At 64.6% G+C, this 24,926-nt stretch carries 24 protein-coding genes; 3 read left to right on the top strand and 21 right to left on the bottom strand.

Features of this window, described 5'->3' with window-relative positions:
• Window positions 1–38 precede the first annotated feature (38 nt).
• A complete protein-coding gene (gene rpoH, locus GL284_RS08825; protein ID WP_155044242.1) occupies window positions 39–944 on the top strand; it encodes an RNA polymerase sigma factor RpoH in 906 nt (301 codons plus the stop codon).
• 337 nt (window positions 945–1,281) lie between these two features.
• Window positions 1,282–2,298 carry a Rossmann-fold NAD(P)-binding domain-containing protein gene (locus GL284_RS08820; protein ID WP_155044241.1) on the top strand — a complete coding sequence of 339 codons (1,017 nt, stop codon included), beginning with the start codon at window positions 1,282–1,284 and terminating at the stop codon, window positions 2,296–2,298.
• A 19-nt stretch (window positions 2,299–2,317) separates the two neighbouring features.
• On the opposite strand, the gene GL284_RS08815 is transcribed toward GL284_RS08820, so the two are convergent.
• From GL284_RS08815 to GL284_RS08790, 6 genes are all read right to left on the bottom strand, one after another.
• Entirely contained in the window at window positions 2,318–3,328 is a 1,011-nt protein-coding gene (locus GL284_RS08815) for an SPOR domain-containing protein (protein WP_341870337.1), read from the bottom strand.
• An 85-nt stretch (window positions 3,329–3,413) separates the two neighbouring features.
• Entirely contained in the window at window positions 3,414–4,046 is a 633-nt protein-coding gene (gene upp / locus GL284_RS08810) for a uracil phosphoribosyltransferase (RefSeq protein WP_155044239.1), read from the bottom strand.
• The gene (locus GL284_RS08805) at window positions 4,043–4,999 is read right to left on the bottom strand and encodes an adenosine deaminase (RefSeq protein WP_341870338.1); all 957 of its coding nucleotides are present in this window, start codon (window positions 4,997–4,999) and stop codon (window positions 4,043–4,045) included. Before GL284_RS08805 ends, upp begins: the two co-directional genes overlap by 4 nt.
• Window positions 4,996–6,177 carry a phosphopentomutase gene (locus GL284_RS08800; RefSeq protein WP_155044238.1) on the bottom strand — a complete coding sequence of 394 codons (1,182 nt, stop codon included), beginning with the start codon at window positions 6,175–6,177 and terminating at the stop codon, window positions 4,996–4,998. The genes GL284_RS08805 and GL284_RS08800 overlap by 4 nt, the downstream gene beginning before the upstream one ends.
• Window positions 6,174–7,454 carry a thymidine phosphorylase gene (locus tag GL284_RS08795; protein ID WP_155044237.1) on the bottom strand — a complete coding sequence of 427 codons (1,281 nt, stop codon included), beginning with the start codon at window positions 7,452–7,454 and terminating at the stop codon, window positions 6,174–6,176. Before GL284_RS08795 ends, GL284_RS08800 begins: the two co-directional genes overlap by 4 nt.
• Entirely contained in the window at window positions 7,451–7,846 is a 396-nt protein-coding gene (locus tag GL284_RS08790; protein ID WP_155044236.1) for a cytidine deaminase, read from the bottom strand. Before GL284_RS08790 ends, GL284_RS08795 begins: the two co-directional genes overlap by 4 nt.
• A gap of 146 nt (window positions 7,847–7,992) precedes the next feature.
• Here GL284_RS08790 and GL284_RS08785 point away from each other — a divergent pair, with 146 nt between their 5' ends.
• Window positions 7,993–10,272 (top strand): NADP-dependent malic enzyme, encoded by a 2,280-nt coding sequence (locus GL284_RS08785; protein WP_155044235.1) that lies wholly within the window; start codon window positions 7,993–7,995, stop codon window positions 10,270–10,272.
• Between the two features lie 93 nt (window positions 10,273–10,365).
• On the opposite strand, the gene aroA is transcribed toward GL284_RS08785, so the two are convergent.
• From aroA to GL284_RS08710, 15 genes are all read right to left on the bottom strand, one after another.
• Window positions 10,366–11,697, bottom strand: coding sequence for a 3-phosphoshikimate 1-carboxyvinyltransferase (gene aroA / locus GL284_RS08780; RefSeq protein WP_155044234.1), 1,332 nt, complete (start codon window positions 11,695–11,697; stop codon window positions 10,366–10,368).
• Window positions 11,698–11,753: 56 nt separating this feature from the next.
• On the bottom strand, window positions 11,754–12,455 hold the full coding sequence (trmB, locus tag GL284_RS08775; protein WP_155044233.1) for a tRNA (guanine(46)-N(7))-methyltransferase TrmB: 702 nt from the start codon (window positions 12,453–12,455) through the stop codon (window positions 11,754–11,756).
• Between the two features lie 36 nt (window positions 12,456–12,491).
• Window positions 12,492–14,168 carry a ribonuclease J gene (locus tag GL284_RS08770; RefSeq protein WP_155044232.1) on the bottom strand — a complete coding sequence of 559 codons (1,677 nt, stop codon included), beginning with the start codon at window positions 14,166–14,168 and terminating at the stop codon, window positions 12,492–12,494.
• Window positions 14,161–14,940 carry a type III pantothenate kinase gene (locus tag GL284_RS08765; RefSeq protein ID WP_155044231.1) on the bottom strand — a complete coding sequence of 260 codons (780 nt, stop codon included), beginning with the start codon at window positions 14,938–14,940 and terminating at the stop codon, window positions 14,161–14,163. Before GL284_RS08765 ends, GL284_RS08770 begins: the two co-directional genes overlap by 8 nt.
• 10 nt (window positions 14,941–14,950) lie before the next feature.
• Window positions 14,951–15,703, bottom strand: a complete 753-nt coding sequence (locus GL284_RS08760; RefSeq protein WP_196216754.1) for a biotin--[acetyl-CoA-carboxylase] ligase — start codon at window positions 15,701–15,703, stop codon at window positions 14,951–14,953.
• Window positions 15,696–17,201, bottom strand: coding sequence for an NADH-quinone oxidoreductase subunit NuoN (nuoN, locus tag GL284_RS08755; protein WP_155044229.1), 1,506 nt, complete (start codon window positions 17,199–17,201; stop codon window positions 15,696–15,698). The genes GL284_RS08760 and nuoN overlap by 8 nt, the downstream gene beginning before the upstream one ends.
• A gap of 9 nt (window positions 17,202–17,210) precedes the next feature.
• Entirely contained in the window at window positions 17,211–18,752 is a 1,542-nt protein-coding gene (locus GL284_RS08750; protein ID WP_155044228.1) for an NADH-quinone oxidoreductase subunit M, read from the bottom strand.
• A 1-nt stretch (window position 18,753) separates the two neighbouring features.
• The gene (nuoL, locus tag GL284_RS08745; RefSeq protein WP_155044227.1) at window positions 18,754–21,006 is read right to left on the bottom strand and encodes an NADH-quinone oxidoreductase subunit L; all 2,253 of its coding nucleotides are present in this window, start codon (window positions 21,004–21,006) and stop codon (window positions 18,754–18,756) included.
• Between the two features lie 7 nt (window positions 21,007–21,013).
• Complete coding sequence (gene nuoK / locus GL284_RS08740) at window positions 21,014–21,319, bottom strand: NADH-quinone oxidoreductase subunit NuoK (protein WP_142661222.1); 306 nt, start codon at window positions 21,317–21,319, stop codon at window positions 21,014–21,016.
• A gap of 88 nt (window positions 21,320–21,407) precedes the next feature.
• A complete protein-coding gene (locus GL284_RS08735) occupies window positions 21,408–22,010 on the bottom strand; it encodes an NADH-quinone oxidoreductase subunit J (protein ID WP_155044226.1) in 603 nt (200 codons plus the stop codon).
• Complete coding sequence (locus GL284_RS08730) at window positions 22,007–22,411, bottom strand: carboxymuconolactone decarboxylase family protein (protein ID WP_155044225.1); 405 nt, start codon at window positions 22,409–22,411, stop codon at window positions 22,007–22,009. The genes GL284_RS08735 and GL284_RS08730 overlap by 4 nt, the downstream gene beginning before the upstream one ends.
• Window positions 22,408–22,899 carry an NADH-quinone oxidoreductase subunit NuoI gene (gene nuoI / locus GL284_RS08725; protein ID WP_155044224.1) on the bottom strand — a complete coding sequence of 164 codons (492 nt, stop codon included), beginning with the start codon at window positions 22,897–22,899 and terminating at the stop codon, window positions 22,408–22,410. The genes GL284_RS08730 and nuoI overlap by 4 nt, the downstream gene beginning before the upstream one ends.
• Window positions 22,899–23,081 carry a hypothetical protein gene (locus GL284_RS08720; protein ID WP_155044223.1) on the bottom strand — a complete coding sequence of 61 codons (183 nt, stop codon included), beginning with the start codon at window positions 23,079–23,081 and terminating at the stop codon, window positions 22,899–22,901. The genes nuoI and GL284_RS08720 overlap by 1 nt, the downstream gene beginning before the upstream one ends.
• A gap of 3 nt (window positions 23,082–23,084) precedes the next feature.
• On the bottom strand, window positions 23,085–24,122 hold the full coding sequence (gene nuoH / locus GL284_RS08715; protein ID WP_155044222.1) for an NADH-quinone oxidoreductase subunit NuoH: 1,038 nt from the start codon (window positions 24,120–24,122) through the stop codon (window positions 23,085–23,087).
• An 18-nt stretch (window positions 24,123–24,140) separates the two neighbouring features.
• The gene (locus GL284_RS08710; RefSeq protein WP_155044221.1) at window positions 24,141–24,923 is read right to left on the bottom strand and encodes a hypothetical protein; all 783 of its coding nucleotides are present in this window, start codon (window positions 24,921–24,923) and stop codon (window positions 24,141–24,143) included.
• Window positions 24,924–24,926: the final 3 nt, after the last annotated feature.

Raw genomic sequence — 24,926 nt, 5'->3', positions numbered from 1 at the left:
CCCATTTACCCGCAGAATTGCGGGCAAGGATTGAACGCATGGCCAATTACACCAACCTTCCGGCACCCAGCCCCGAACAGGGGCTGAACCGTTATCTTCAGGAAATCCGCAAGTTCCCGCTGCTGGAACCTGAGGAGGAATACATGCTGGCCAAGGCGTGGGTCGATCACGAAGACCCGCAGGCGGCCCAGCGTTTGGTCACCAGCCACCTGCGTCTGGCCGCCAAGATTGCCATGGGCTATCGCGGCTATGGCCTGCCGCAGGCCGAGGTGATTTCGGAAGCCAATGTCGGTCTGATGCAGGCGGTGAAGCGGTTCGATCCGGAAAAGGGTTTCCGGCTGGCGACCTATGCGATGTGGTGGATCCGCGCCTCGATTCAGGAATATATCCTGCGGTCGTGGTCGCTGGTGAAGATGGGCACGACCTCGGCGCAGAAGAAGCTGTTTTTCAACCTGCGCAAGGCGAAATCCAAGCTGGGCGCGCTGGAGGAAGGCGACCTGCGCCCGGAAAACGTGCGCCAGATCGCCACGGATCTGAACGTGTCGGAACAGGAAGTCATCGACATGAACCGGCGCATGTCGGGGGGCGATGCCTCGCTGAATGCGACGGTCGGCTCGGGTGACGGGGAATCGACGGCGCAATGGCAGGACTGGCTGGAGGATCAGGACGCAAATCAGGCCGAAGCCTTTGCCGAGGCCGATGAGCTGTCTACCCGGCGCCAGATGCTGCTGTCGGCAATGGATGTGCTGAACGACCGCGAAAAGGACATCCTGATGGAGCGTCGCCTGCGCGACGAGCCGATGACGCTGGAGGATCTGTCCACCCGCTATGAAGTCTCGCGTGAGCGGATCCGCCAGATCGAGGTCCGCGCCTTCGAGAAGTTGCAAAACCGCATCCGGGAACTGGCTCGCGACCGTGGCCTGTCGGTGCCCGAAAGCGTCTGAGACGGAGATTGCCACGGTCCCGCCCGCCATCTGACCCCTCAAGGCGTGACCCCGCAAGGCCGGGCCGCCGGGCTGGTCAGGCAGGGCGGGCGTTTCGCTGCGGCGCGGGGGCATTGCAATCCGGCTTTGCCGCTGCGCCGTCTGATCGTGATGCCATCGCGCGAACCGTAGCCAATGGCTTGATATCGCACCCTGCGGCCCCCCAATCTGCCACCAATCGCGTTTTCGGCCTTTCCTGCGCCGCAAGACCCGCTAGAAACGATGCGGTTTCAGGTGTTTGCGGTTACGGAAAGAAGCAGATGACAGGATCGCCGCGCCCGCCGCCCTCAGGTGCCCGATGACGGCACTGCGCCAATATCAGCGCCTTGAGGCGGGCGGCGTCTGGCGTGAAACCAAGGCCGCAAAGCCGCGCGATGTCGTCGTGTCCTTTGGCGATGCGACGCTGGTGCTGACCGATCCCCGCACGGACATGCCGGTGGCGCATTGGTCATTGCCAGCCGTCACGCGGCTGAACCCCGGCCAGATGCCCGCGATCTATGCCCCCGGTCTTGACGATACCGAGGTGCTGGAGATCGAGGACGATCTGATGATCTCGGCCATCGAGAAAGTGCATCACGTCATCGAAAAGCACCGCCCCGGCTCGGGCAAGCTGCGGCGGGGGCTGATGCTGGTTGCCGCGCTTGGTATGGTCGTTTTGGGCGTGACATGGGTGCCATCGGCCCTTGTGCGCCACGCCGCAGACATTGCCCCACCGGCGCAGCGGGCCGAGATCGGCCGGATGATCCTGTCCGAGATCGAGCGCAGCACCGGCGGCGCCTGTTCGCGCCCGGCGGGGGATATGGTGCGCCTGAAGCTGGCGCATCGCCTGATCGGCCCCGATGCGCAGATTGCCGTCTTGCCCACAACCCTGCGCGGCGCGCTGCGTCTGCCCGGCCCGCTGACCGTCATCGGCGAGGATCTGGTCGAGGGTCAGGCCACGCCCGAGGTCGCGGCGGGTCATATCCTGTCCGCGCAAGCGGCGGCGGTCGCCGACGATCCGCTGCTGCAAGCCTTGCGCTATGCCGGGCCGCGCGCGACCTTTCATCTGCTGACCAAAGGCAACCTTCCCGCCTCGGCGCTGACCGGCTATGGCGAGGCGCTGCTGGCCCAGCCCATCCCGCGCCCCGATGACGAGGCGCTGCTGGGCTATTTCACCCGTGCCCGCATCTCAAGCGAGCCTTTTGCCCGCTCGCTTGATCCCACGGGCGAGGCGACGCTTGGCCTGATCGAGGCCGACCCCTATCGCACCGCCGAGCCGCAGCCGGTGCTGAGCGTGCGCGACTGGGCCGCGCTTCAGGAAATCTGCGACCAGTAACGGGTCTGAGAGAGGCGGGCTAACGCGGATAGGCGTCGCGGAAACCGCCGCGCCGCAACCCGTCCAGGGCACGCACGATCGCCTCGCGGCTGTCGAAGGGGCCTGCCATGATGATCTGCACCTCGGCCCCGCGCGCCCGGTCCCGTCCGCGCAGGACCGGATAGCCCAGGCGCCGCGCACGTTCGGCGGCGCGGTCGGCATTGCCCGCATTGGCATAGGTGCCGATCTGCACATAGCGCGCGCCGGGCGGGATCATTCCCACCGATGGGACCACCGGGGCAGGCGCGGATTTGGGTTTCGGCGTCTGGGCACGCGCGACAGGCGCAGCGGGCGCGGCAGCCGCAGGCGGCGCGGCTGTGCGGCGCGCCGGGCCGACGGTCGCGGTCTCTGCTTTCGCCGCTGGCGGGCCGGGATCTTCGACGCTGCGGTTGGCCGCCGGACGGGCAAAGCTCAGCCGCGACAGATCCATATCCGGCAAGGTGCCACAATAGCCCTTGGTCGGGTCGCTGCCGATGGTCGTGGCGGGCACGGGGCTGCCGTCATAGCCCAGCAATTCGCACAGCCGCTGGTTTGGTTTCAGATCGCGGCCCATCCCCTGCCGCACCGCGCTGGCGGCCTTCACCGTAGCCCGCAGCGCCTCCAACGGAGCCTCGGATGCCGGTTCAGGGCCCATATCGGGCAGTTTCTCAAGCGGGCGCGGATCCGAGCTCAGCTCGCCCGGCTGCAATTGCGTGACCACGGTGCGGGTCAGCGCCTCTTCGATCAGTTGCGAATGGGTCTTGCCCGCATTCGGATCCAACACGGAAAGCCGCGGGCGGCCTTCCAGCCCGCGGATCGTCTGGGTCGGGGGATAGCCGCAGATTTCAGTGCCATCGCGCGCCAGCCGCGCCTGCCAGCGCCCGTCATCGTCGCGCAGAAACACGCAGCCCCGGCTGTCGATATATTGCCGTGCGGCATAGTCATCGGGCGGCATTTCCGCAGGCGCAGCCACCGCCGACAGCGGCAGCAGCAACAAGATCACCCAAAGCACGCACCGACCCATCGCAGCAGTCCCGAATCACACCCAATGCGGATGTGATACGGCAAATGCGCTGAACAGGCGGTTAACGCCGGCCTTATTTCGTGCCGAACATGCGGTCGCCCGCATCGCCCAGACCGGGCACGATATAGCCGTGATCGTCCAGCCGCTCATCAACCGAGGCCGTGACGATCGGCACATCCGGATGCGCCTCGAGCATCCGCGCCACCCCTTCGGGCGAGGCCAGCAGGCACAGGAAACGCAGGTTCCTCGCGCCCTGCTTCTTCAACAGATCGATCGCCGCGACCGAGGAATTGCCGGTGGCCAGCATCGGATCGACAACGATGGTCATGCGCGCGTCCAACTCATTGGGAACCTTGCAGTAATACTGTACGGGTTGCAGCGTTTCGGGATCGCGATACATGCCGACAAAGCCCACACGCGCGCCCGGGATCATCTCAAGAATGCCGTCCATCAGACCATTCCCGGCCCGCAGGATCGAGATCAGCGCCAGCTTCTTGCCCTCAAGCGTCGGGGCCTGCATGGTCTGCAACGGCGTTTCGATGGTCGTGGTCGTCATCTCAAGCTCGCGCGTGACCTCATAGGCCAGAAGCAGGCTGATCTCGCGCAGCAGCCGGCGAAACCCTGCGGTCGAGGTGTTCTTGTTGCGCATGATGGTCAGCTTGTGCTGCACCAGCGGGTGGTCGACGATGGTCAGATGCTGGGTCATGACAGGTCCTTTAGCAGTCGTGTTCGGGTGGCGTCGTCGCAGAAAGCTGCCTCGGCAGCCCATTGATTCATTTGCAGGAACTCGGCCTCGGCCCAGCCGAAATGGTCGGCCAGCATGCGGTATTCCTGCGAGAGCGAGGTCCGGAAGAACGGCGGATCATCGGTCGAGACGGTGACGCGCAGCCCCGCATCCGCCAGCCGCGCAATGGGATGGCTGCGCCAGTCGGTCAGCCCCAGCGCCACGTTCGAGCCGGGGCAGACCTCCAGCGTGATCTGGCGTTCGGCCAGATCGCGCAGCAATTGCGCGTCTTCGATGGCGCGGATGCCGTGGCCGATGCGACTGACGCCCAGCGACAGCGCGTCGCGGATGCTGTCCGGGCCGCGCCATTCACCGGCATGAACCGTCAGACCCAGCCCCGCCTCGCGCGCGCAGTCAAAGGACCACGCGAAATCGCTGGCCTCGCCCGCATCTTCCGCCCCGCCCATGCCAAAGCCCGCCACCCAGCCGCCGCTGGTTTCCGCCGCACAGATCGCCGTCTTGCGTGCGCGGTCGGGGCCGAAATGACGGATGCAGGTCAGGATCGCGCGGCTGTCGATGCCCTGCGCGCGGGCAGTTGCCGCGACCTCTTGCATCGCGCCCAGATGGTCGCGCCATGCGGCCAGATCGGCACCGCCGCAGAACTCGGGCGACACGAACAGCTCGGCATAGATCGCGCCCTGTTCAGCGCATTCCGCCAGCACCACCTCCAGCAGGCGGGCATAGTCGCGCGGCCCCTGGATCATCGCGGTCGCGGCCTCATAAACCCGCAGGAAGTTCTTGAAATCGCGAAAGGCATATTGCCCGCGATCATCGAACATGCCGTGCAGGTCCTGATGCTTTTCGGCAGCAAAGCTGCGGATCAGCGCCGCAGGGGCCGCGCCTTCCAGATGCAGGTGCAACTCGATCTTTTTCACAGAAACGCCTTTCCCGGTCCGACGGGCGGCAGGCCCAGATGTGCTGCGACCGAGGCCGCGATATCGGCAAACCCCACCTGCCCGATGGCCCGCGCGCCATAGCCCCAGCCCAGCACGGGCACGCGTTCGCGGGTGTGGTCGGTGCCGGGCCATGTCGGATCATTGCCGTGATCGGCGGTGAAGATCGCCAGATCGCCGGGCCGCAGCCGCGCCAGCACCTGCCCCGCGACAGCGTCGAACCATTCCAGCGCGGCAGCATAGCCCTCGACATCGCGGCGATGGCCGTAAAGGCTGTCGAATTCGACGAAATTGGCGAATGTCAGGCTGCCCGGCGCGGCCTGATCCGCCAGCCGGATCAGATGATCGGCCAGGACGGCATCGCTGCCCTTGTGCAGCTGGGCAATGCCGCGATGCGAGAAGATGTCGCCAATCTTGCCCACCGCGTAGGTTTGCCGCCCCGCCGCCTGCGCCGCGTCAAGGATCGTCTGACCCGGCGGCGCGATGGCAAAGTCACGCCGGTTCCCGGTGCGGGAAAAGCCGCCCTCGGCGCCGGTAAAGGGGCGGGCGATGACGCGGCCCACGCGCATCGGATGCACCATGGCCGCCACGTCCTGACACAGGCGATACAGCCGCTGCAGCCCGAAGCTGTCCTCATGCGCGGCAATCTGCAGCACGCTGTCGGCCGAGCTATAGCAGATCGGCCAGCCGGTCCGCAGATGCTGCGCGCCCAGCCGCGCGATGATCTCGGTCCCGGACGCATGTTCGTTGCCAAGAATGCCCTCTGTGCCCGCCGCCTGCGCGATACGGGCCGACAGATCGGGCGGAAAGCTGGGGCGGGTGTCGGGGAAATAATGCCAGTCCCACGGCACCGGCACGCCCGCAATTTCCCAATGCCCCGAGGGCGTGTCCTTGCCCGGCGACACCTCGGTCGCGGCGCCCCAGATCCCTTGCGGCGTGGCGCCCAGACCCGGCGCCCGCGCCCCGCTGGCAAGCTGCAATGCCGCACCCAGCCCCAGCGCGTCCAGATGGGGCATGTGCAGCGCGCGCGCCTGCGCGATATGGCCCAGCGTATTGGCGCCGCTGTCGGGCAGCGTGCCGTTGAAAAACTGCGCGGCATCCGGCGCGCCGCCGATACCGACCGAGTCCATGACGATCAGGAAAGCGCGGTTCTGGGTCATGCAGGCAACACCTTGGACAGGATCAGCGGCCCCGGCGCGGGACCATCCCCCATCAGATAGGCGGCCTGCACGGTGGCGATGGCGGCCATGGCCTGACCTTCGCTTGCGGCATGGACCATGCCCAAAGGACGGTCGGGACCGGCCTCATCGCCGATCCGCAGCAGGCTTGCAAGGCCCACGCGCGGGTCGATGCGGTCGCCCTTGTGCAGCCGCCCGCCCCCCAGCGCGACGACAGCATGGCCAAGCGCCTGCGTATCGATGGCCGCAACCCGCCCCTGCGCCGGGATTGGCAGGATGACCGGCGCGGGCGGCAAATGCCGGTCCGGACGCTGGATCAGATCGGCAGGACCGCCCTGCGCCCTGACCATGCGGGCAAAGACCTCGGCTGCGGCACCGCTGTCCAGCGCCTGCACAGCCCCGCTCAGCCCCCCCAGCGCAAGGCAGGCGTCGCACAGCGCCAGCGTCAGGTCGCGCAACGCCCCGCGCCCGCCACGCAGCACGGCAATCGCCTCGTGCAGTTCGACCGCGTTTCCGGCGGCGGGGGCCAGCGGCTGGTCCATGTCGGTGACAAAGGCGCGGGTCGGGCAACCTGCGGCATTGGCGCAATCAACCAGCGCGCGGGCCAGATGCTGGGCCGCATCGCGACTGCCCAGAAATGCGCCGCTGCCCTGTTTGACATCCAGCACCAGACCGTCCAGCCCGGCCGCCAGCTTCTTCGACAGGATCGAGGCCGTGATCAGATCGACCGAGCCGACTGTCGCCGTCTCATCGCGGATCGCGTAAAGCCGCGCATCCGCCGGGGCCAGATCCGGCCCCGCCGCGACGATGGCGCAGCCCACGTCCTGCACCACGCGGCGAAAGCCCGCCTCGTCCAGATCGCAGCGCAGACCGGGGATCGCCTCCAGCTTGTCCAGCGTGCCGCCGGTATGGCCCAGCCCCCGCCCCGAGATCATCGGCACATAGGCCCCGCAGGCCGCCAGCACCGGCGCCAGCACCAGACTGACCGTATCGCCGATGCCGCCCGTTGAATGCTTGTCCAGCACCGGCCCCGGCAGATCCCAGCGCAGCACGCGGCCCGAATCCCGCATGGCGCGGGTCAGCGCAACGCGCCCGGTTTCGTCCAGCCCGCGCGTCAGAACCGCCATGGCAAAGGCCCCGGCCTGCGCGTCGCTGACCCAGCCCTCGGCCAGCCCCCGGGCGATCAGCGCCGCCCCCTCCCCGTCCAGCCCGCGACCGTCGCGCAGGGCGGCGATGACGGGACGAGGATCCTGAATCATCCGACCTCCGACATATGCGAGGCGTCGAACCGGCCCGGCAGCAGTTCCCCGATCGTGGTGTGCAGCACCTTGCCGCTGGTCGTGGCCAGCAGGACCAGCGTGTCGGCATCGCCGAACTCGGCCAGCTTCTGACGGCAGCCGCCGCAGGGCGGGACGGGTTGCGGGCTGTCTGCAATGACCGCAACCTCGGTCAGGCGCGTCTCGCCGCTGGCGACCATCAGGGCGATGGCCCCGGCCTCGGCGCAGGTGCCTTCGGGATAGGCCACGTTTTCGACATTGCAGCCGTGATAGACCGCGCCCGACGCGCCGCGCACCGCAGCCCCGACCTTGAAGCGCGAATAGGGCACATAGGCATTGTCCCGCACCTTGCGTGCCACATCCAGAAGTTCCATTCCCGCGCCCTTTGCACAGCCGTCATTCATCTGTGCATCATTGCGCCCGGCCCAAGGGCGATGCAAGTAGAAGGGCGTGAACAGGACCCCTGTTCCCCCGTTGAAATTTAGTTTAACGCTGAACCATATTTTGAGGAGGCGGCCAGATGGAAGAACGCAGGCAGGACACCGCGCGGCAGGCGGCACTGGATTATCACGAGTTTCCCCGCCCCGGCAAACTGGAGGTGCGGGCCACCAAACCGCTTGCCAATGGACGCGACCTGTCCCGCGCCTATTCCCCCGGCGTGGCGGAAGCCTGTCTGGAGATCAAGGCCGATCCGGCGACGGCGGCGCGCTATACCTCGCGCGGGAACCTTGTCGCCGTGGTGTCGAACGGCACGGCCGTGCTGGGTCTGGGCAATATCGGCGCGCTGGCCTCGAAGCCGGTGATGGAGGGCAAGGCGGTTCTGTTCAAGAAATTCGCCAATATCGACTGTTTCGACATTGAACTGGACCAGCCCGACCCAGAAAAGCTGGCCGAGATCGTCTGCGCGCTGGAACCCAGCTTCGGTGCGATCAACCTGGAAGACATCAAGGCCCCCGACTGCTTCATCGTCGAAAAGATCTGCCGCGAGCGGATGAACATCCCGGTCTTTCACGACGACCAGCACGGCACCGCCATCGTCGTGGGCGCGGCTGCGACCAACGCCCTGCTGATCGCGCAGAAGAAATTCGAGGATATCAAGGTCGTCTCGACCGGCGGCGGCGCGGCGGGCATCGCCTGTCTGAACATGCTGCTGAAACTGGGCGTGAAGCGGGAAAACGTCTGGCTGTGCGACATCGCCGGTCTGGTCTATCAAGGCCGCGAGGATCAGATGACCCCGCAAAAGGCCGAATTCGCGCAGGACTCGGACAAGCGCACGCTGGCAGATGTGATCGACGGCGCAGACATGTTTCTGGGCCTGTCCGGCCCCGGCGTGCTGACGACCGAGATGGTCAGCCGCATGGCCGACCGCCCGATCATCTTTGCGCTGGCCAACCCCACGCCCGAGATCTTGCCCGAAGACGTGCGCACCGTTGCGCCGAACGCCATCATCGCGACCGGACGCTCGGATTATCCGAACCAGGTCAACAACGTGCTGTGCTTCCCCTTCATCTTCCGGGGCGCGCTAGATGTCGGGGCGACGACGATCAACGACGAGATGCAGCTGGCCTGCATCGAGGGCATCGCTGCGCTGGCGCGTGCCACCACCAGCGCCGAGGCCGCCATGGCCTATCGCGGCGAAAAGCTGACCTTCGGCGCGGAATATCTGATCCCCAAGCCCTTCGATCCGCGGCTGATCGGCGTCGTCTCCAGCGCCGTGGCCAAGGCCGCGATGGAAACCGGCGTGGCGACAAGGCCGCTTGAGGACATCAACGCCTATAAGCGCAATCTGGACGGCTCGGTCTTCCGTTCGGCGCTGATCATGCGCCCGGTCTTCGAGGCCGCAGCGACCGCGCGCCGCCGCATCGTCTTTGCCGAGGGCGAGGATGAGCGGGTGCTGCGCGCGGCCAATGCCATGCTGGAGGAAATGACCGACACGCCGATCCTGATCGGCCGCCCCGAGGTCATCGAGATGCGCGCCGAACGCGCCGGCCTGCCGATCCGCCCCGGCCGCGATTTCGAGATCGTGAACCCGGAAAACGACCCGCGCTATCGCGACTATTGGGGCACCTATCACGAGTTGATGGCCCGTCGCGGCGTCACGCCCGAAGTGGCGCGCGCCATCATGCGCACCAATACCACCGCCATCGGCGCGGTCATGGTGCATCGCAACGAAGCCGACAGCCTGATCTGTGGCACCTTCGGGCAATATAGCTGGCACCTGAACTATATCCAGCAGGTGCTGGGCCGGAACGGGCTGGAGCCGATGGGCGCCCTGTCGCTGATGATCCTTGAGGACGGGCCGCTGTTCATCGCGGATACGCAGGTCAATCACGATCCCAGCCCGGAACAGATCGCGGTCGCCGCCATCGGTGCTGCGCGCCATGTCCGCCGCTTTGGCGTCGTGCCGAAGATCGCGCTGTGCAGCCATTCGCAATTCGGCAATCTGGACACCGCATCGGGCCGCAAGATGCGCGCGGCGCTGGATATCCTGCATGCGCGCGACGTGGATTTCATGTTCGACGGCGAGATGCATGTCGACGCCGCGCTGGATCCCGAGGTGCGCGAGCGTTTGATGCCGCATTCCCGGCTGGAAGGCGCGGCAAACGTGCTGATCTTTGGCGGCACCGACGCGGCCTCGGGCGTGCGGAACGCGCTGAAGCTGAAGGCGAACGGGCTGGAGGTCGGGCCGCTGCTGATGGGCATGGGCAACCGGGCGCATATCGTCACGCCCTCGATCACCACGCGCGGGCTTTTGAACATGAGCGCGGTGGCAGGTACGCCGGTCGGCCATTACGGCTGATCCGGCCAATCCGGCTGGTGCGAGAGATGCGAAAGGGGCGCCCGGTGACGGACGCCCGTTTTTGAGTATTTAAGGAACAGAGAAGCCGGGATTTCAGTCGATCCGGGCGCCCAGATCGCGCATCAGCGGCAGGAAGTCCGGGAAGGAGGTGGCGATCGGGCCGCCGTCATCCACGCGAACCGGCTGCTGCGCCGCAAGCCCCGCGACAAGGAAGGACATGGCGATGCGGTGGTCCAGATGCGTGACCGCCATGCCGCCGCCCGGCAGGCTGCCTGTGCCGTGGACGGTCATCGTGTCCTCGGTATCTTCGACCGAGGCGCCATTGGCGCGCAGCCCGTCGACCATGGCGGCGATGCGGTCGCTTTCCTTGACGCGCAACTCCTTGACGCCCTGCATGACGGTCGGGCCGGTAGCGAAGCAGGCGATGACCGACAGGATGGGGAATTCGTCGATCATGCTGGCCGCGCGGTCATGCGGGGTCGTCACGCCCTTCAGCGGGCCGTGGCGGACGATCAGATCGGCCACGGGTTCGCCGCCCTCGTCCCGTTCATTGTCGAAGGTGATGTCAGCGCCCATTTCCAGCAGCGTGATATAAAGCCCGTCCCGCGTCGGGTTGCGGCTGACGCCGGGCACGCGGATGTCCGAGCCGGGCACGATCAGCGCCGCCGCCACCGGGAAGGCCGCGCTGGAGGGATCGCGCGGCACGGCCACGGGTTGCGGTTTCAGCTCGGGGCGGCCCTGCAGCGTGATGACGCGGCCCTGATCGGTGATCTGCGTGGTGATGGTGGCGCCAAAGCCTGCCAGCATGCGTTCGGTATGGTCGCGGGTCGGTTCCGTTTCGATGACCACGGTTTCGCCCGGCGCGTTCAGCCCGGCCAGCAGCACGGCGGATTTGATCTGGGCGCTGGCCACCGGGGTCTGGTAGCGCACCGGCACGGCATCGGTCGCGCCCTTGATGGTGACCGGCAGGCGCTTGCCCTCGCGCGAGGTGACCTCGCAGCCGAAAAGCTGCAGCGGGTCGGTGACGCGGCCCATGGGTCGGCGCGACAGGCTGGCATCGCCGGTGAAGGTGGCGGTGATCGGCGTGGTGGCCATCGCCCCCATGATCAGGCGCACGCCGGTGCCGGAATTGCCGCAGTCGATCACGCCCTCGGGTTCGGCAAAGCCGCCGACGCCGACACCGTTGACCTTCCATTCGCCGATCCCCAGACGTTCGACCTGCGCGCCGAAGGCCTGCATCGCCTTGGCGGTGTCCAGCACGTCCTGCCCTTCCAGAAGGCCGGTGATATGCGTTTCGCCCACCGACAGCGCGCCAAGGATCAGCGCGCGGTGGCTGATCGACTTGTCGCCCGGCACCTGCGCCGTGCCGCTGAGCGGGCCCGAGGGATGGGCGATCATCGGAAGCAGTTCGGCGGAATGTGACATGCAGGGCCCCCTTGGCTGGTCGCGCATGTGATAGCGATCACAGCCGGGGCTTGCAATCAGCCTTGCCTGCGGAAGCTGACGTAATGCGGCACGCGGCCTTCGCGCAGGGCCTTTTGTTCATAGCGCGTGGACAGCCAGTCCTGGGGCGCGTCCGGGCCTTCATAGACCAGATCGAACCCGGCGGGCGGCACTTCCTCAAGCGTCTGGCGGATATAGTCGGGAATGTCCGAGGCCACGCGGAATTCCGCGCCCGGCTTCATGATCCGCGCCAGCGGGATCAGATGTTCGGGCGTGACGAAACGGCGGCGGTGATGGCGCGCCTTGGGCCACGGATCGGGATAGTTCAGGAACGCCTTGTCGATGCTGGCCGCGGGAAACACATCCATCAGGTCGCGGGCATCGCCGGGATGCACGCTGACATTTTCCACGCCCGCCGCGCGGATCTTGCCCAACAGCATGGCCACGCCATTGATGAACGGCTCGCAGCCGATGATGCCGATGTCGCGATGGGTCGCGGCCATGTGGACCATGTGTTCGCCGCCGCCGAAGCCCACCTCCAGCCAGATCGGGCGGTCATCGCCGAAGATCGTGGCGGGATCGACCGGGCTGCGGTCGGGGTTGTCCTGCACGGTGATGCCACGCGGACGCAGGCTGCCCAGATCCTCGGACAGATAGCCTTTCTGGCTTTGGCGCAGGGTCTTGCCATGACGGCGGCCGTAGAAATTGCGGCGCGGAGGATTTGGGTCGAATTCGCTCATGCGCGGGCCATGCCGTGCGACACGGCCCGCGTCAAGTCATTCCGCAGCAAGACGCGAGATGATGACCGTCACCTCGGGCTTCTTGCCGATTTCCTCCATCGAGACCTGACGGGTGATCTTGCGGATCGCCTCTTCCAGCCGGTCGTCGTTCATCACCGTGCGGTCGTCGGCACGGTCCAGGAATTCGGCCAGCTCGCCTTCGATATTGTCGGCCAGCGGCACGCCTGCCCGCCCGCGTTCGGGCAGGCCGCTGAGTTCCACCCAGGCATCGGGGACCGGGCGGTCGTCTTCGTCCACGATCACCGTGACCAGCGCATGACCGTTCAGCGCCATGCGGATCCGGTCGCGCACCACGCCGTCCATCGCGCCGATCAGCACCGTGCCGTCCAGATACAGCCGCCCCGTGTCGATCTGATCGACGACGCGCGGCGTGTCGCCGGTCAGGTCCAGCATCGTGCCGTTGGTGGCGATGGCCGAGGGCACGCCCTTGGCGCTGGCCAGCTTGGCATGTTCGCGCAGGTGCATGTGTTCGCCATGCATCGGGATCACCATGCCGGGCTTCAGCAGATCATGCACCGCCTCGATATCCGGGCGGTTGGCATGGCCCGAGACGTGGTAAAGCCCGTCATCGGCATCGAACAGATCCACGCCCAGTTCCGACAGCGAATTCTGGATGCGGATCACCCCGCGTTCATTGCCGGGGATGGTGCGCGAGGAAAACAGGAAGCTGTCGCCCTCTTTCAGCTGGATGCCCAGATAGCGGCCGCGCGACAGTTGCGCGCTGGCGGCGCGGCGTTCGCCCTGACTGCCGGTGACGATCAGCATCACCTTGTCGCGCGGCATTTCGGCGGCGTCCTCGGGGCTGATGACCGGGGGGAAGTTCGTCAGGATGCCGGTTTCGATGCCGACGGTGACCATGCGGCGCATGGCGCGGCCCAGAAGGCAGATCTTGCGCCCCGAGGCGATGGCGGCGTCGGCCAGCGTGCGCAGCCGGGCGATATTGCTGGCAAATGTGGTGGCGACGACCATCTGGTTCTGGGCTGCGATGAATTCGCGCAGCGGATCGGCCAGCACGGCTTCCGAACGGCCCGGATGCTTGACGAAGACATTGGTGGAATCGCAGGTCAGCACCTTGATCCCCTGCCCTTCATGGGCGATCTCGTGCCACATCACCGGGTCGAAGGCCTCGCCCACGACGGGCGTGCCGTCCAGCTTGAAATCGCCGGTATGCACGATGCGGCCCGCCGGGCTGTCGATGATCAGCGCCGAGCTTTCGGGGATCGAGTGGCTGATCGGCACGAATTGCACGCTGAACGGCCCGACTTCGATCACATCCGGGCGCGGCGCGTGGATGTGGATATGTTCCGAGGGCTGGCCCATCTCCTCCATCTTCAGCCGCGCCAGCGCGCCGGTGAAGCGGCGGCAATGGATCGGCTTCTGGATCTTGGGCCAAAGCAGCCCCAGCGCGCCGACATGGTCTTCGTGACCGTGGGTGATGAAGATCGCCTCGATCCGGTCGCGATTGGCTTCAAGCCATGCGACATCGGCCATGATCAGGTCGATGCCCGGCGCGCTGTCCATATCGCCGAAGGTCACGCCCAGATCGACGACGATCAGCCGTTCGCGCCCCGGCTCTCCATAGCCATAGACATAGGCATTCATGCCGATTTCGCCTGCGCCGCCCAGCGGCAGATAGATAAGGCGTTCAGCCATGTGCCATCTCCTTGTTGTAATCGTGGATCAGGCGCAGCCCGTGCATGGTCAAATCGTCCTCGATCGCGTCGAACAGATCAAAGCCCTGATCGAACAAAGGCGCAAGACCACCCGTTGCGATGACCTTCATCGGACGGGCACGTTCTTGCCGGATCTTGTCGACGATGCCCTGCACAAGGCCGATATAGCCCCAGAAAATGCCTGACTGGATGCAGGCGACCGTATTGGTGCCAATGACGGTTGCGGGCTTCGTGACATCGACATGCGGCAGGCTGGCCGCGCCCATGTGCAGCGCCTCCAGCGACAGGTTCACGCCCGGAGAGATCACGCCGCCCACATAGGCGCCATCGGTATCGACCACATCGAAGGTGGTCGCGGTGCCGAAATCGACCACGATCAGATCCGGGCCGTGGCGGTCGAAGGCGCCCACGGTGTTCACCAGACGGTCGGGGCCGACGACCGTGCCCTGATCGACGCGCGGCGGCACGGGCAGCAGACAGTCGGGCTTGCCGACCACCAGTGGGCGCGTGTCGAAATAGCGGTTGCACAGCACGCGCAGGTTAAAGACCACGCGCGGCGCGGTGGCGCTGATGATGCAATCGGTGATCGCCAGCTCGAATTTCTGCACCGACATCAGTGTCGACAACCAGACGAAATATTCATCCGCCGTGCGCCGGTGATCGGTCGAGATCCGCCACATCGCCAGAAACCTGCTGCCGTCCCAGACGGAAAACACGGTGTTGGTATTGCCGGTGTCGATGCAAAGCAGCATGGATCAGCCTTCAGAAAAAGACATCGGCCGCAGGCAGCACCTGCCGCCCCGCCGGGGTTTTAAGGATCAGCGCGCCGGTCTCGTCGATGCCCTCGAAGATGCCTTGCGCCTCGGCATTGCTGGTGCGGGCGGTGATGGTTTCGCCCAGCCGCGCCGCGCGGGCGAGCCAAGCGTTGCGGATCGGCGCAAAGCCATAGGTCTCAAGCTGCGCCTGCCAGCCCGCGAAGGCCGGGGCCAGCAGGTCCAGAAACTCTTCGGGGGCGACCTGAAAGCCGGTCTCGGACAGGACCGAGACCGGGCTTGCGGCGCGCTGTTCGACCTGCGCGGCGGCGGGCGCTGCGGCCAGATTGACGCCGATGCCCACGCAGACCGCGCCGATCTGGCTGCCCGAGCCCGCGCTTTCCAGCAGGATGCCCGCGACCTTGCCGCCATTCAGCAGCACGTCATTGGGCCATTTGATCGCAAGACGCGCCGCCGGTCCGCACACCGCGCCCAGCACGTCATGCAGCGCCAGCGCGGCGACAAAGGACAGTTGCGCGGCCTGTGCCACCCCCGCCTTGGGCCGCAGCAGCAGCGTGCCTGCGAAATTGCCCTTGGGCATGATCCATTCGCGCCCCCGCCGCCCCCGGCCCGAGGACTGCTCATGCGCCATGACCCATGCCGGCCCGCTTAGATGCGCGGCCAGCCGGATCGCCTCGGCATTGGTGCTGTCGGTGCGGGGCAGCACATGCCGCCCCACGCCGTCTGGCCAGCGATCACTCAACGGGTTGTTGCGGATCGGCTGCGACAGGATCGGCTGGGACAGGATCGGCCATGACGGTCGGCCCCACCAGCGTCTCGGCCGCGCGGCCTGCGGCGGCATCCACGCCGAACATGGTGATCGCACCGATCAGCATGGCCGCTGCAGGCACCATCAGCCCCAGATACTGCACCGGACCCATGCGCGAGGTGACGCCTTCGCCCTCGGCCCCGAAATACATGTAAAAGACGATGCGCAGGTAATAGAACGCGCCGATGACCGAGGCCAGAACGCCCGCCACCGCCAGCCAGCCCATGCCCGCATCGACGGCGGCATTCAGCACACCGAACTTGGCAAAGAAGCCCAGCATCGGCGGCACGCCCGCAAGGCTGAACATCAGCACCAGCATGGCCAGCGCCTTGGTCGGTTCCGCCCATGCAAAGCGGTTCAGCGAGGCCAGATCGGTGACCGGCACGCCGTCGCGCTCCAGCGACAGGATGAAGGCGAAGGTGCCGACATTCATGATCGTGTAGATGGTCATGTAGATCAGCATGTTCTGCACGCCAAGCTGCGTGCCCGCCGCCAGACCGACCAGCGCAAAGCCCATATGCGCGATCGAGGAATAGGCCATCAGCCGCTTGATATTGGTCTGGCCGATCCCGGCGATCGAGCCAAGAAACATCGACATGACGGCCAGCGCCGCGATGATCTGGCTCCAATCCGCGATGACATTGCCGAAGGCGTCAAAGACCAGCCGCGCGATCAGCGCCATCGCCGCCAGTTTCGGCGCGGTGGCAAAGAAGGCGGTGACCGGCGTGGGCGAGCCTTCATAGACATCGGGCGTCCACATGTGGAACGGCACGGCCGAAACCTTGAAGGACAGACCGACCAGCATGAAGACCAGACCGAACAGCACGCCCAGCGACAGCTGATCGCCCTGCATGGTCGAGATGATCCCCGAGAAGGTCGTGGTCCCTGCAAAGCCATAGACCAGCGAGGCGCCGTAAAGCAGCAGACCCGACGACAGCGAGCCAAGCACGAAGTATTTCAGCCCCGCCTCGGACGAGCGGGCGGAATCACGGCGCATCGCGGCGACGACGTAAAGCGCCAGCGATTGCAGCTCAAGCCCCATATACAGCGTCAGCAGATCGCCCGCCGACACCATCAGCATCATGCCGATGACCGACAATGCGACGATGATCGGGAATTCAAAGCGCAACATGCCGCGACGCTGCAGGTAATCCGCGCTCATCGCCAGAACGGCAGCGGCGGCGATCAGCATCACCACCTTGGCAAAGCGCGAGAATGCGTCATCAATGAACATGCCATAGAAGGCGACATGATCGGCACGCCCGCCCAGTCCCACCATCGCGGCGATGACCAGAAAGGCAATGACCGTGGCCCAAAGCAGCGTCTTGGCCAGATTGTCCTTGCCCAGATAGGCACCGGCCATCAGTGCGGCCAGCGCATAGGCGGCCAGCAGCGCCTCGGGAAGAATGGTCGAGAAATCGAGCGATGTCATATCCGCCCCCTAGTGGCTGGCCGAGGCAGCGGCGGTTTCCACCACCGGCTGGCTTTGGTTGTAGTGTTCAAGCAGATTGGCGACCGCAGGTCCGGTCACATCCGTGGCAAGGCGCGGATAGACGCCAAGGATCAGCGTCATCGCCACCAGCGGCACGAAGATCCAGCGCTCGCGCGGGGTCATGTCGGTGATCGACTTCAGGCTTTCCTTGACCAGTTCACCAAAGGTGACGCGGCGATACAGCCACAGCGCATAGGCGGCCGAGAAGATCACCCCCGTCGTCGCCACCAGCGCAACCCAGGTGTTTTCGCGGAACACGCCCATCAGGGTCAGAAACTCGCCGACAAAGCCCGAGGTGCCGGGCAGCCCGACATTGGCCATGGTGAAGAACATGAATACGGTGGCATAGGCCGGCATCCGGTTCACCAGACCGCCATAGGCGCTGATTTCGCGGGTGTGCATCCGGTCATAGATCACGCCGACGCACAGAAACAGCGCGCCCGAGATGAAGCCATGCGACAGCATCTGGAAGATCGCGCCATCGACGCCGACCTGATTGGCGGTGAAGATGCCCATGGTCACATAGCCCATATGCGCGACCGAGGAATAGGCGATGACCTTCTTGATGTCGGACTGCACCAGCGCCACCAGCGAGGTATAGACGATGGCGATGGCCGACATCCAGAAGATGACGGGCTGCATGATCTCGGACGCGACCGGGAACATCGGCAGGCTGAAGCGCAGGAAGCCATAGCCGCCCATCTTCAGAAGCACCGCCGCCAGCAGCACCGACCCTGCGGTCGGGGCCTGAACGTGCGCATCGGGCAGCCAGGTGTGAACGGGCCACATCGGCATCTTGACCGCGAAGCTGGCAAAGAACGCCAGGAACATCAGCATCTGCGTGCCGCCCAGCACCGTGACGCCCAGCAGGCGATAGGTCTCGGACGGGAAATCGAAGGTCAGAAGCGTCGGAATGTCGGTGGTGCCCGAGATACGATACATCGCGATCATGGCCACCAGCATCAGCACCGAGCCAAGGAAGGTATACAGGAAGAACTTGAAGGACGCGTAGATGCGGTCCTTGCCGCCCCAGATGCCGATGATCAGGAACATCGGGATCAGCCCTGCTTCAAAGAACAGGTAGAACAGCACCAGATCCAGCGCGGTGAACACGCCGATCATCAGACCTTCCAGCACGAGGAAGGCGATCATGTATTCCTTGACCTTGGTGTCGACCGTCCAGCACGACAGGATGGTGATCGGCATCATGAAGGTCGTCAGCATGACGAACAGGATCGAGATGCCGTCCACGCCCATCTTGTAGCGCAGACCCATGATCCATGCGTGATCCTCGACGAACTGGAAGCCGGTATTGGCCGGATCAAAGCCGAACAGCACGAACAGCGAAATCAGGAACGTGGCCGAGGTGGCCAGCAGCGCCAGCCATTTCGCGTTCTTCGCCGCTGCCTCGTCCTGACCGCGCAGGAACAGGGCCATGATGCCCGCCGCCACGATGGGCAGGAAGGTGATGATGGAAAGAAGGTTCGTCATATCAGTGCGCGCCCCGCATCATCACCCAGATCAGCAAGCCCACGATGCCAAGGACCATCGCGAAGGCGTAGTGGAACAGATAGCCGGACTGCACCCGGACGGCGGCGCGCGTCAGGCGCGGCACCAGCCCAAGGGCAACCCCGTTGATCGCCCCGTCGATGGTATTGCCATCGCCGCGCTTCCAGAAGAAGCGGCCGATCCACAGCGCCGGACGGACGAAGATGAAGTTATAGATCTCGTCGAAATACCACTTGTTCAGCAGGAACTGACACAAGGCCGGTTGCGCCCGGGCCAGCCGGACCGGGATCGACGGATCACGGATATAGAACACCCAGGCGGTGATCAGACCCAGCAACATGGCGATGAAGGGCGAGACCTTGACCCATTTCGGGGCGTGGTGCGCCTCATCCATGGTGTGGTTGTCTGGGGCCATATAGATCGCGCCGCCGACCGGGGCCGCGATTGCGGCATGATCGCCCGTAGCATGGTCGCCCGTGGCATGGTCGCCTGCGGCCGCGTGGCCTTCGGCAGCCTCGGGCGCAGCCACCGGGGCGGCGTGGCCCTCGGGATTGGCGGTCTGCGTGGTGACGGTGCCTGCGGGGGCGGGTTCCAGATCGGCGGTTTCGATGGTCGTGGTCTCGCCCGCCGTCTGCACCGGAGCGGTGCCATGCGCGGCAGCGCCCGCAGCCTCGCCATGTCCGGCCTCATCCCCGGCTTCGCCATGTTCGGCGCCGGCGATGTGGAAATATTCGACCACGGCGTGATGATCGCCGAAGAAGGGCTTGTACCAGACCATCCCCGCAAAGATCGCGCCGATTGCCAGAATGCCCAGCGGCACGGTCATGATGGCCGGGCTTTCATGCGCATGTTCATGCGCGTGATGATCGCCGCGTTCCTTGCCGAAGAAGGTCAGGAAGATCAGCCGCCACGAATAGAAGCTGGTGAAACAGGCCGCGATGACCAGCATCCAGAAGGCATAGCTGTTGCCCGCCCATGCGCTTTCAATCACGGCGTCTTTCGACAGGAAGCCCGCGAAGCCGATATGGGTCAGGGGGATGCCGACGCCGGTGATGGCGAAGGTGCCGATCATCATTGCCCAGAAGGTCAGCGGGATCTTTTTGCGCAGCCCGCCATAATTCCGCATGTCCTGTTCGTGATGCATCGCATGGATGACCGAACCGGCGCCAAGGAACAGCATGGCCTTGAAGAAAGCGTGCGTCAGCAGGTGGAACATCGCCACCGAATAGACACCCGTTCCCGCCGCCACGAACATATAGCCCAGCTGCGAACAGGTCGAATAGGCGATGACGCGTTTGATGTCGTTCTGCACCAAACCGACCGTCGCCGCGAAGAACGCGGTGGTCGCGCCGATGATGACGATGAAATGCTTGGTCTCGGGCGCGAATTCGATCAGCGGCGACATGCGGCAGACCAGAAACACGCCTGCAGTCACCATGGTTGCGGCGTGGATCAGCGCCGAGACCGGCGTCGGCCCCTCCATCGCGTCGGGCAACCAGGTGTGCAGCAGGAGCTGCGCCGATTTGCCCATCGCGCCGATGAACAGCAGGAAGGCCAGCAGGTTTGCTGCGTTCCAGTCGGTCCACAGGAAATGCATCGAGGTCTGCGCGATCTGCGGCACCTGTGCGAAGATCTCATCGAACTGGATCGAGCCGGTCAGCCAGTAGATGCCAAAGATCCCCAGCAGGAAGCCGAAATCGCCGACGCGGTTGACGATGAACGCCTTCATCGCCGCAGCGCCCGCCGACTGTTTCTTGAAATAGAAACCGATCAGCAGATACGAGGCGACGCCCACGCCCTCCCAGCCAAAGAACATCTGCAGCAGGTTGTCCGCCGTCACCAGCATCAGCATGGCGAAGGTGAAGAACGACAGATAGGCGAAGAACCGGGCCTTGTAATGCTCGTGATGGCCGAAATTGTCGTCATGGGCCATGTAGCCCATCGAATAGGTATGCACCAAGGCCGAAACCGAGTTCACCACGATCAGCATGATGACGGTCAGGCGGTCGATGCGGATGGCCCATTCGGAATGGAAATCGCCGACAACGACCCAGTCCAGCACCGGGATGTGCCGGGTCACGCCGTCAAAGGACAAAAACAGATACCAGCTCAGCAGCGCGCACAGCCACAAAAGGCCGGTGGTCAGATATTGCGCGGTCTTTTCGCCGATCATGCGCCAGCCGAAACCGGCGATCAGCGCCCCGATCAGTGGCGCGAAGAGAACGATCTTTTCCATGCTCGGCTTAGCCCTTCATCACGTTCACATCTTCCACCGCGATCGAGCCACGGTTGCGGAAGAACACCACCAGAATGGCAAGACCGATGGCGGCCTCGGCGGCAGCGACCGTCAGGATGAACAGCGTGAACACCTGCCCCGCCAGATCGCCCAGATGGGTCGAGAAGGCGACGAAGTTGATGTTCACCGCCAACAGCATCAGTTCGATCGACATCAGGATGACGATGACGTTCTTTCGGTTCACGAAGATCCCGAAAATGCCGGTGACGAACAATATTGCCCCCACCACAAGGTAATGTGTCAATCCGATCATCGTCCTCGTCCCTCCGGGCCTTCACCCGTTGAATATCCGTTCGCTACTTGGACCGCGCATGCGGGTCCGGGTCGTGGCTGGGAGGGCCTTAAAGGCCCTGCCCCGGTTTCACGTCCTTCATTTCCATGGTCTTGGCCGGGTCGCGCCACATCTGCTCCAGCACGTTCTGGCGCTTGATGTCGCGGCGGTGCCGCATGGTCAGCACGATGGCGCCGATCATCGCGACCAGCAGGATCAGCCCGGCGATCTGGAAATTCAGCAGATAGCGGTCATAGATCACCAGCCCCAGACCCGCGGTGTTCTGCACGCCGTCGACAATGGGCGCCGCCCGCAGGCTTTCGGCGCTTTGCGACGGCTCCCATCCCGAAAAGGCGATGCCAAGCTGCGCCAGCAGCACGACGGCGATCACCAGCGCCAGCGGCAGATAGCGGGCCAGTTCGCCCTTCAGCTCGGCAAAGTCCACATCCAGCATCATGACGACGAACAGGAACAGCACGGCGACCGCGCCGACATAGACGACGACCAGCAGCATGGCCACGAACTCCGCGCCTTGCAGCACGAACAGACCGGCGGCGGAAAAGAAGGCCAGAATAAGCCACAGCACCGAATGCACCGGGTTGCGGCCGATCACGACCATGAAGCCCGCGACGCAGGCACAGATCGCAAACAGGTAGAATGCGAAGGTCATCATTGCTTGTCCTCCTCGGCATAGACGCCTTGGGCGATTTCCAGCGCCTTCTGCATCGCAGGCAGCCCGCCGAACATACTCATCTGAAAGATCGTCTCGGCGATCTCGCGTTGGGTGGCACCGGCCGCAAGCGCCTGACGGATGGTCATGCGCAATTGCGGCTCGGCCAGCGCGCCCTGAACGGTGATCGCGCCGATGGTCAGCAGCAGGCGCGTCTTGGCGTCCAGCCCTTCCCGGTTGAAGGTCTTGCCGAACCACATCTCAAGCATGTCGGCCGGCATGATCGGCACCAGCTTTTCCATGGCGCGCATGTCGAAATGTTCAAGCGAGGGATTCCACGCTCGGGCCATTTCCTGGCTTGAGGCCATCATCTGCGCGAAAAGCTTGGTGAACGCATCGCTCATCTGTAGGGCGCATCCATGCTGAGGTTGCGGGCGATTTCCGATTCCCAGCGCTCGCCATTCGCAAGCAGCTTCTGCTTGTCATAGAACAGCTCTTCGCGGGTCTCGGTGGCGTATTCGAAGTTCGGACCTTCGACGATGGCATCGACCGGGCAGGCTTCCTGACAGAAGCCGCAATAGATGCATTTCGTCATGTCGATGTCGTAACGCGTGGTGCGGCGCGAGCCGTCCTCGCGCGGCTCGGCGTCGATGGTGATGGCCTGCGCCGGGCAGATCGCCTCGCACAGTTTGCAGGCGATGCAGCGTTCCTCGCCATTGGGATAGCGGCGCAGCGCGTGTTCGCCGCGGAAACGCGGGCTCAGCGGGCCTTTCTCATGCGGATAGTTCAGGGTGGGCTTGGGCGACACGAAATAGCGCATCCCCAGACCGAAGCCCTTGATGAAATCCCACATCAGAAAATATTTGGTCGCCCGCGCAAAGTCGAAGGCCATCAGAAACGCTCCCCTGCTTTCGGGGCCGCGAAACGGTCGAACGCGGCAACATAGTCGCGGACGCGGGCGCTGTCCTGCGCTTGTTCCGCATCGTCCAGATTATTCGCGAGGAAATGCGCCAGTTCCACCTTGTCGGCCTCACTGGCTTGGGCAAATGCCTCGGCTAGCTTGTTGGAATACATCACTTAACCTCCGACGGTGAACCGGGCCCAGAAGCCGCCAAGGACTTCGTAACGGGCAAGGATGGCAACCAGCACGACCCAGCCCAGCGATAGCGGCAGGAACACTTTCCAGCCAATACGCATCAACTGGTCATAGCGGTAGCGGGGCACGATCGCCTTGACCATGGCGAACATGTAGAACCAGAACCACATCTTGATGACCATCCACCACCAGCCATCGGCGATGAAGGGCACCGGCGACAGCCAGCCGCCAAAGAACAGCAAGGACAGCAGCGCGCACATCAGATAGATGGCGATGTATTCCCCGGCCATGAACAGCAGATAGGGCGTCGAGGAATATTCGACCATATGCCCGGCAACCAGTTCCGATTCCGCCTCGGCAAGGTCAAACGGAGGCCGGTTGGTTTCAGCCAGCGCCGAGACGAAGAACAAGACGACCATCGGCAGATGCGGCAGCCAGTACCAGTTCAACAGGCCCCAGTCACCTTTCTGCGCGTTCACGATCTCGGTCAGGTTCATCGAGCCCGAGGAGATGATGATGCCGATGATGATCAGACCCATCGAGACTTCATAGGAAATCATCTGCGAGGCCGACCGCAGCGAGGCCAGGAACGGATATTTCGAGTTCGAGGCCCAGCCGCCCATGATCGCGCCATAGACTTCCAGCGACGAGGCGGCAAAGATGAACAGGATGCCGACATTGATATTCGCCATCACCCAGCCCTCGTCAAAGGGAATGGCGACAAAGGCGAACAGCGCCAGCATCATCGACAGGAACGGGGCAAGGAAGAAGATGAACTTGTCCGCCCCGGCGGGGATGACGATTTCCTTGAAGATGTATTTCGCCGCATCGGCAAAGGTCTGCAGCAGGCCCCAGGGACCAACCACGTTCGGCCCGCGCCGCATCTGCACGGCCGCCCAGATCTTGCGGTCGCCATAGACCATGAAGATCAGCGACCCCATGACGAATGCGATGACGGCCAGACCCTGCAACAGCAGGCTTAGCCCGAAACCGAAGGGCGAACCCCAGAACTCAGCCATGATCCCTCGTCCCCTTCCTCACGCCGCGGGAATGCCGCGCGCCTTGCATTCCTGCAAGGTGTCTTTCGTTGTCATTACCGTCAGTCCCATCGGCTTCTCTTGCGACAAGGTGAAGACCGATCCGACGACCGTTTTGCCATTTCCCTTGTCGCTGAGCGTCCGGATATGGCGAGCGTAGGGCGCACCCTTGGAGTTTGCCCAATTGGCCAACGCGCATGTGGCATAAGCGAAGCCCGTGTCGGCGTCCACCCCACGGCGCAGGCTGGCCGTCACTTCGACAAGGCTTTCGCCCTTATGCCGCGGGCTTTCATAACTTTTGACCGCAGCGCCCTGAAAATCCTGCGGATCTGCGGCAAAGGCCACCGGCAGGTTCAGCTTCATCGGCTTGGTGCGCGCCCGGAAATCGGCCAGTGCCTTTTCCTGCGCGGTGGGCGCGCGGCGCTTGACCGGACCCATGGTGCGCACACCCGACAGATCCAGCCCCAGATTGTCGTTCAGCGCGGCCAGATCGGCCTCGCTGACCGCCCATGCGTCGCGACCGCCCTCGGACTCGAGGTTCATCTCGGTGACCGAGCCATCCGGCTCGAGAATCAGGATATCGCCCGATTTCGTCGAGATGCGGCCCCGCGACAGCACCTTCTTGTCCGGCGCGCCTGCATCGCTTTGCAGCACGGCCACGTTCAATGCCTCGGGCTTGACCCTGGGTCGTCCGTCAGTCGGGGGCTGAGTATCCGTGAAGCAGCCCGCAAGCAGCGTCACGATCAGTCCCGGTCCGATCAGCTTCGAAAGGGTATGCCCCATCGC

Source organism: Paracoccus shanxieyensis, from assembly GCF_009711265.1.
GTDB lineage: Bacteria > Pseudomonadota > Alphaproteobacteria > Rhodobacterales > Rhodobacteraceae > Paracoccus > Paracoccus shanxieyensis.
The sequence above is the reverse complement of the archived record's forward strand: the minus strand, read 5'-3'. Positions and strand labels throughout refer to the sequence as shown.

Excerpts from the sequence above, each read along its gene's own strand:
- GL284_RS08770 (WP_155044232.1), bottom strand. The coding sequence starts at position 14,168 with ATGGCTGAACGCCTTATCTATCTGCCGCTGGGCGGCGCAGGCGAAATC.
- aroA (WP_155044234.1), bottom strand. The coding sequence starts at position 11,697 with ATGTCACATTCCGCCGAACTGCTTCCGATGATCGCCCATCCCTCGGGC.
- GL284_RS08730 (WP_155044225.1), bottom strand. The coding sequence starts at position 22,411 with ATGAGCGATGCGTTCACCAAGCTTTTCGCGCAGATGATGGCCTCAAGC.
- nuoH (WP_155044222.1), bottom strand. The coding sequence starts at position 24,122 with ATGGCTGAGTTCTGGGGTTCGCCCTTCGGTTTCGGGCTAAGCCTGCTG.
- nuoN (WP_155044229.1), bottom strand. The coding sequence starts at position 17,201 with ATGACATCGCTCGATTTCTCGACCATTCTTCCCGAGGCGCTGCTGGCC.
- GL284_RS08750 (WP_155044228.1), bottom strand. The coding sequence starts at position 18,752 with ATGACGAACCTTCTTTCCATCATCACCTTCCTGCCCATCGTGGCGGCG.
- GL284_RS08785 (WP_155044235.1), top strand. The coding sequence starts at position 7,993 with ATGGAAGAACGCAGGCAGGACACCGCGCGGCAGGCGGCACTGGATTAT.
- GL284_RS08800 (WP_155044238.1), bottom strand. The coding sequence starts at position 6,177 with ATGACCCAGAACCGCGCTTTCCTGATCGTCATGGACTCGGTCGGTATC.
- nuoL (WP_155044227.1), bottom strand. The coding sequence starts at position 21,006 with ATGGAAAAGATCGTTCTCTTCGCGCCACTGATCGGGGCGCTGATCGCC.
- trmB (WP_155044233.1), bottom strand. The coding sequence starts at position 12,455 with ATGAGCGAATTCGACCCAAATCCTCCGCGCCGCAATTTCTACGGCCGC.
- GL284_RS08720 (WP_155044223.1), bottom strand. The coding sequence starts at position 23,081 with ATGTATTCCAACAAGCTAGCCGAGGCATTTGCCCAAGCCAGTGAGGCC.
- GL284_RS08765 (WP_155044231.1), bottom strand. The coding sequence starts at position 14,940 with ATGCTGCTTTGCATCGACACCGGCAATACCAACACCGTGTTTTCCGTC.
- GL284_RS08710 (WP_155044221.1), bottom strand. The coding sequence starts at position 24,923 with ATGGGGCATACCCTTTCGAAGCTGATCGGACCGGGACTGATCGTGACG.
- GL284_RS08795 (WP_155044237.1), bottom strand. The coding sequence starts at position 7,454 with ATGATTCAGGATCCTCGTCCCGTCATCGCCGCCCTGCGCGACGGTCGC.
- nuoK (WP_142661222.1), bottom strand. The coding sequence starts at position 21,319 with ATGATCGGATTGACACATTACCTTGTGGTGGGGGCAATATTGTTCGTC.
- GL284_RS08735 (WP_155044226.1), bottom strand. The coding sequence starts at position 22,010 with ATGATGACCTTCGCATTCTACCTGTTTGCGATCTGTGCCTGCGTCGCG.
- GL284_RS08790 (WP_155044236.1), bottom strand. The coding sequence starts at position 7,846 with ATGGAACTTCTGGATGTGGCACGCAAGGTGCGGGACAATGCCTATGTG.
- upp (WP_155044239.1), bottom strand. The coding sequence starts at position 4,046 with ATGACCCAGCATCTGACCATCGTCGACCACCCGCTGGTGCAGCACAAG.
- nuoI (WP_155044224.1), bottom strand. The coding sequence starts at position 22,899 with ATGGCCTTCGACTTTGCGCGGGCGACCAAATATTTTCTGATGTGGGAT.
- GL284_RS08820 (WP_155044241.1), top strand. The coding sequence starts at position 1,282 with ATGACGGCACTGCGCCAATATCAGCGCCTTGAGGCGGGCGGCGTCTGG.
- rpoH (WP_155044242.1), top strand. The coding sequence starts at position 39 with ATGGCCAATTACACCAACCTTCCGGCACCCAGCCCCGAACAGGGGCTG.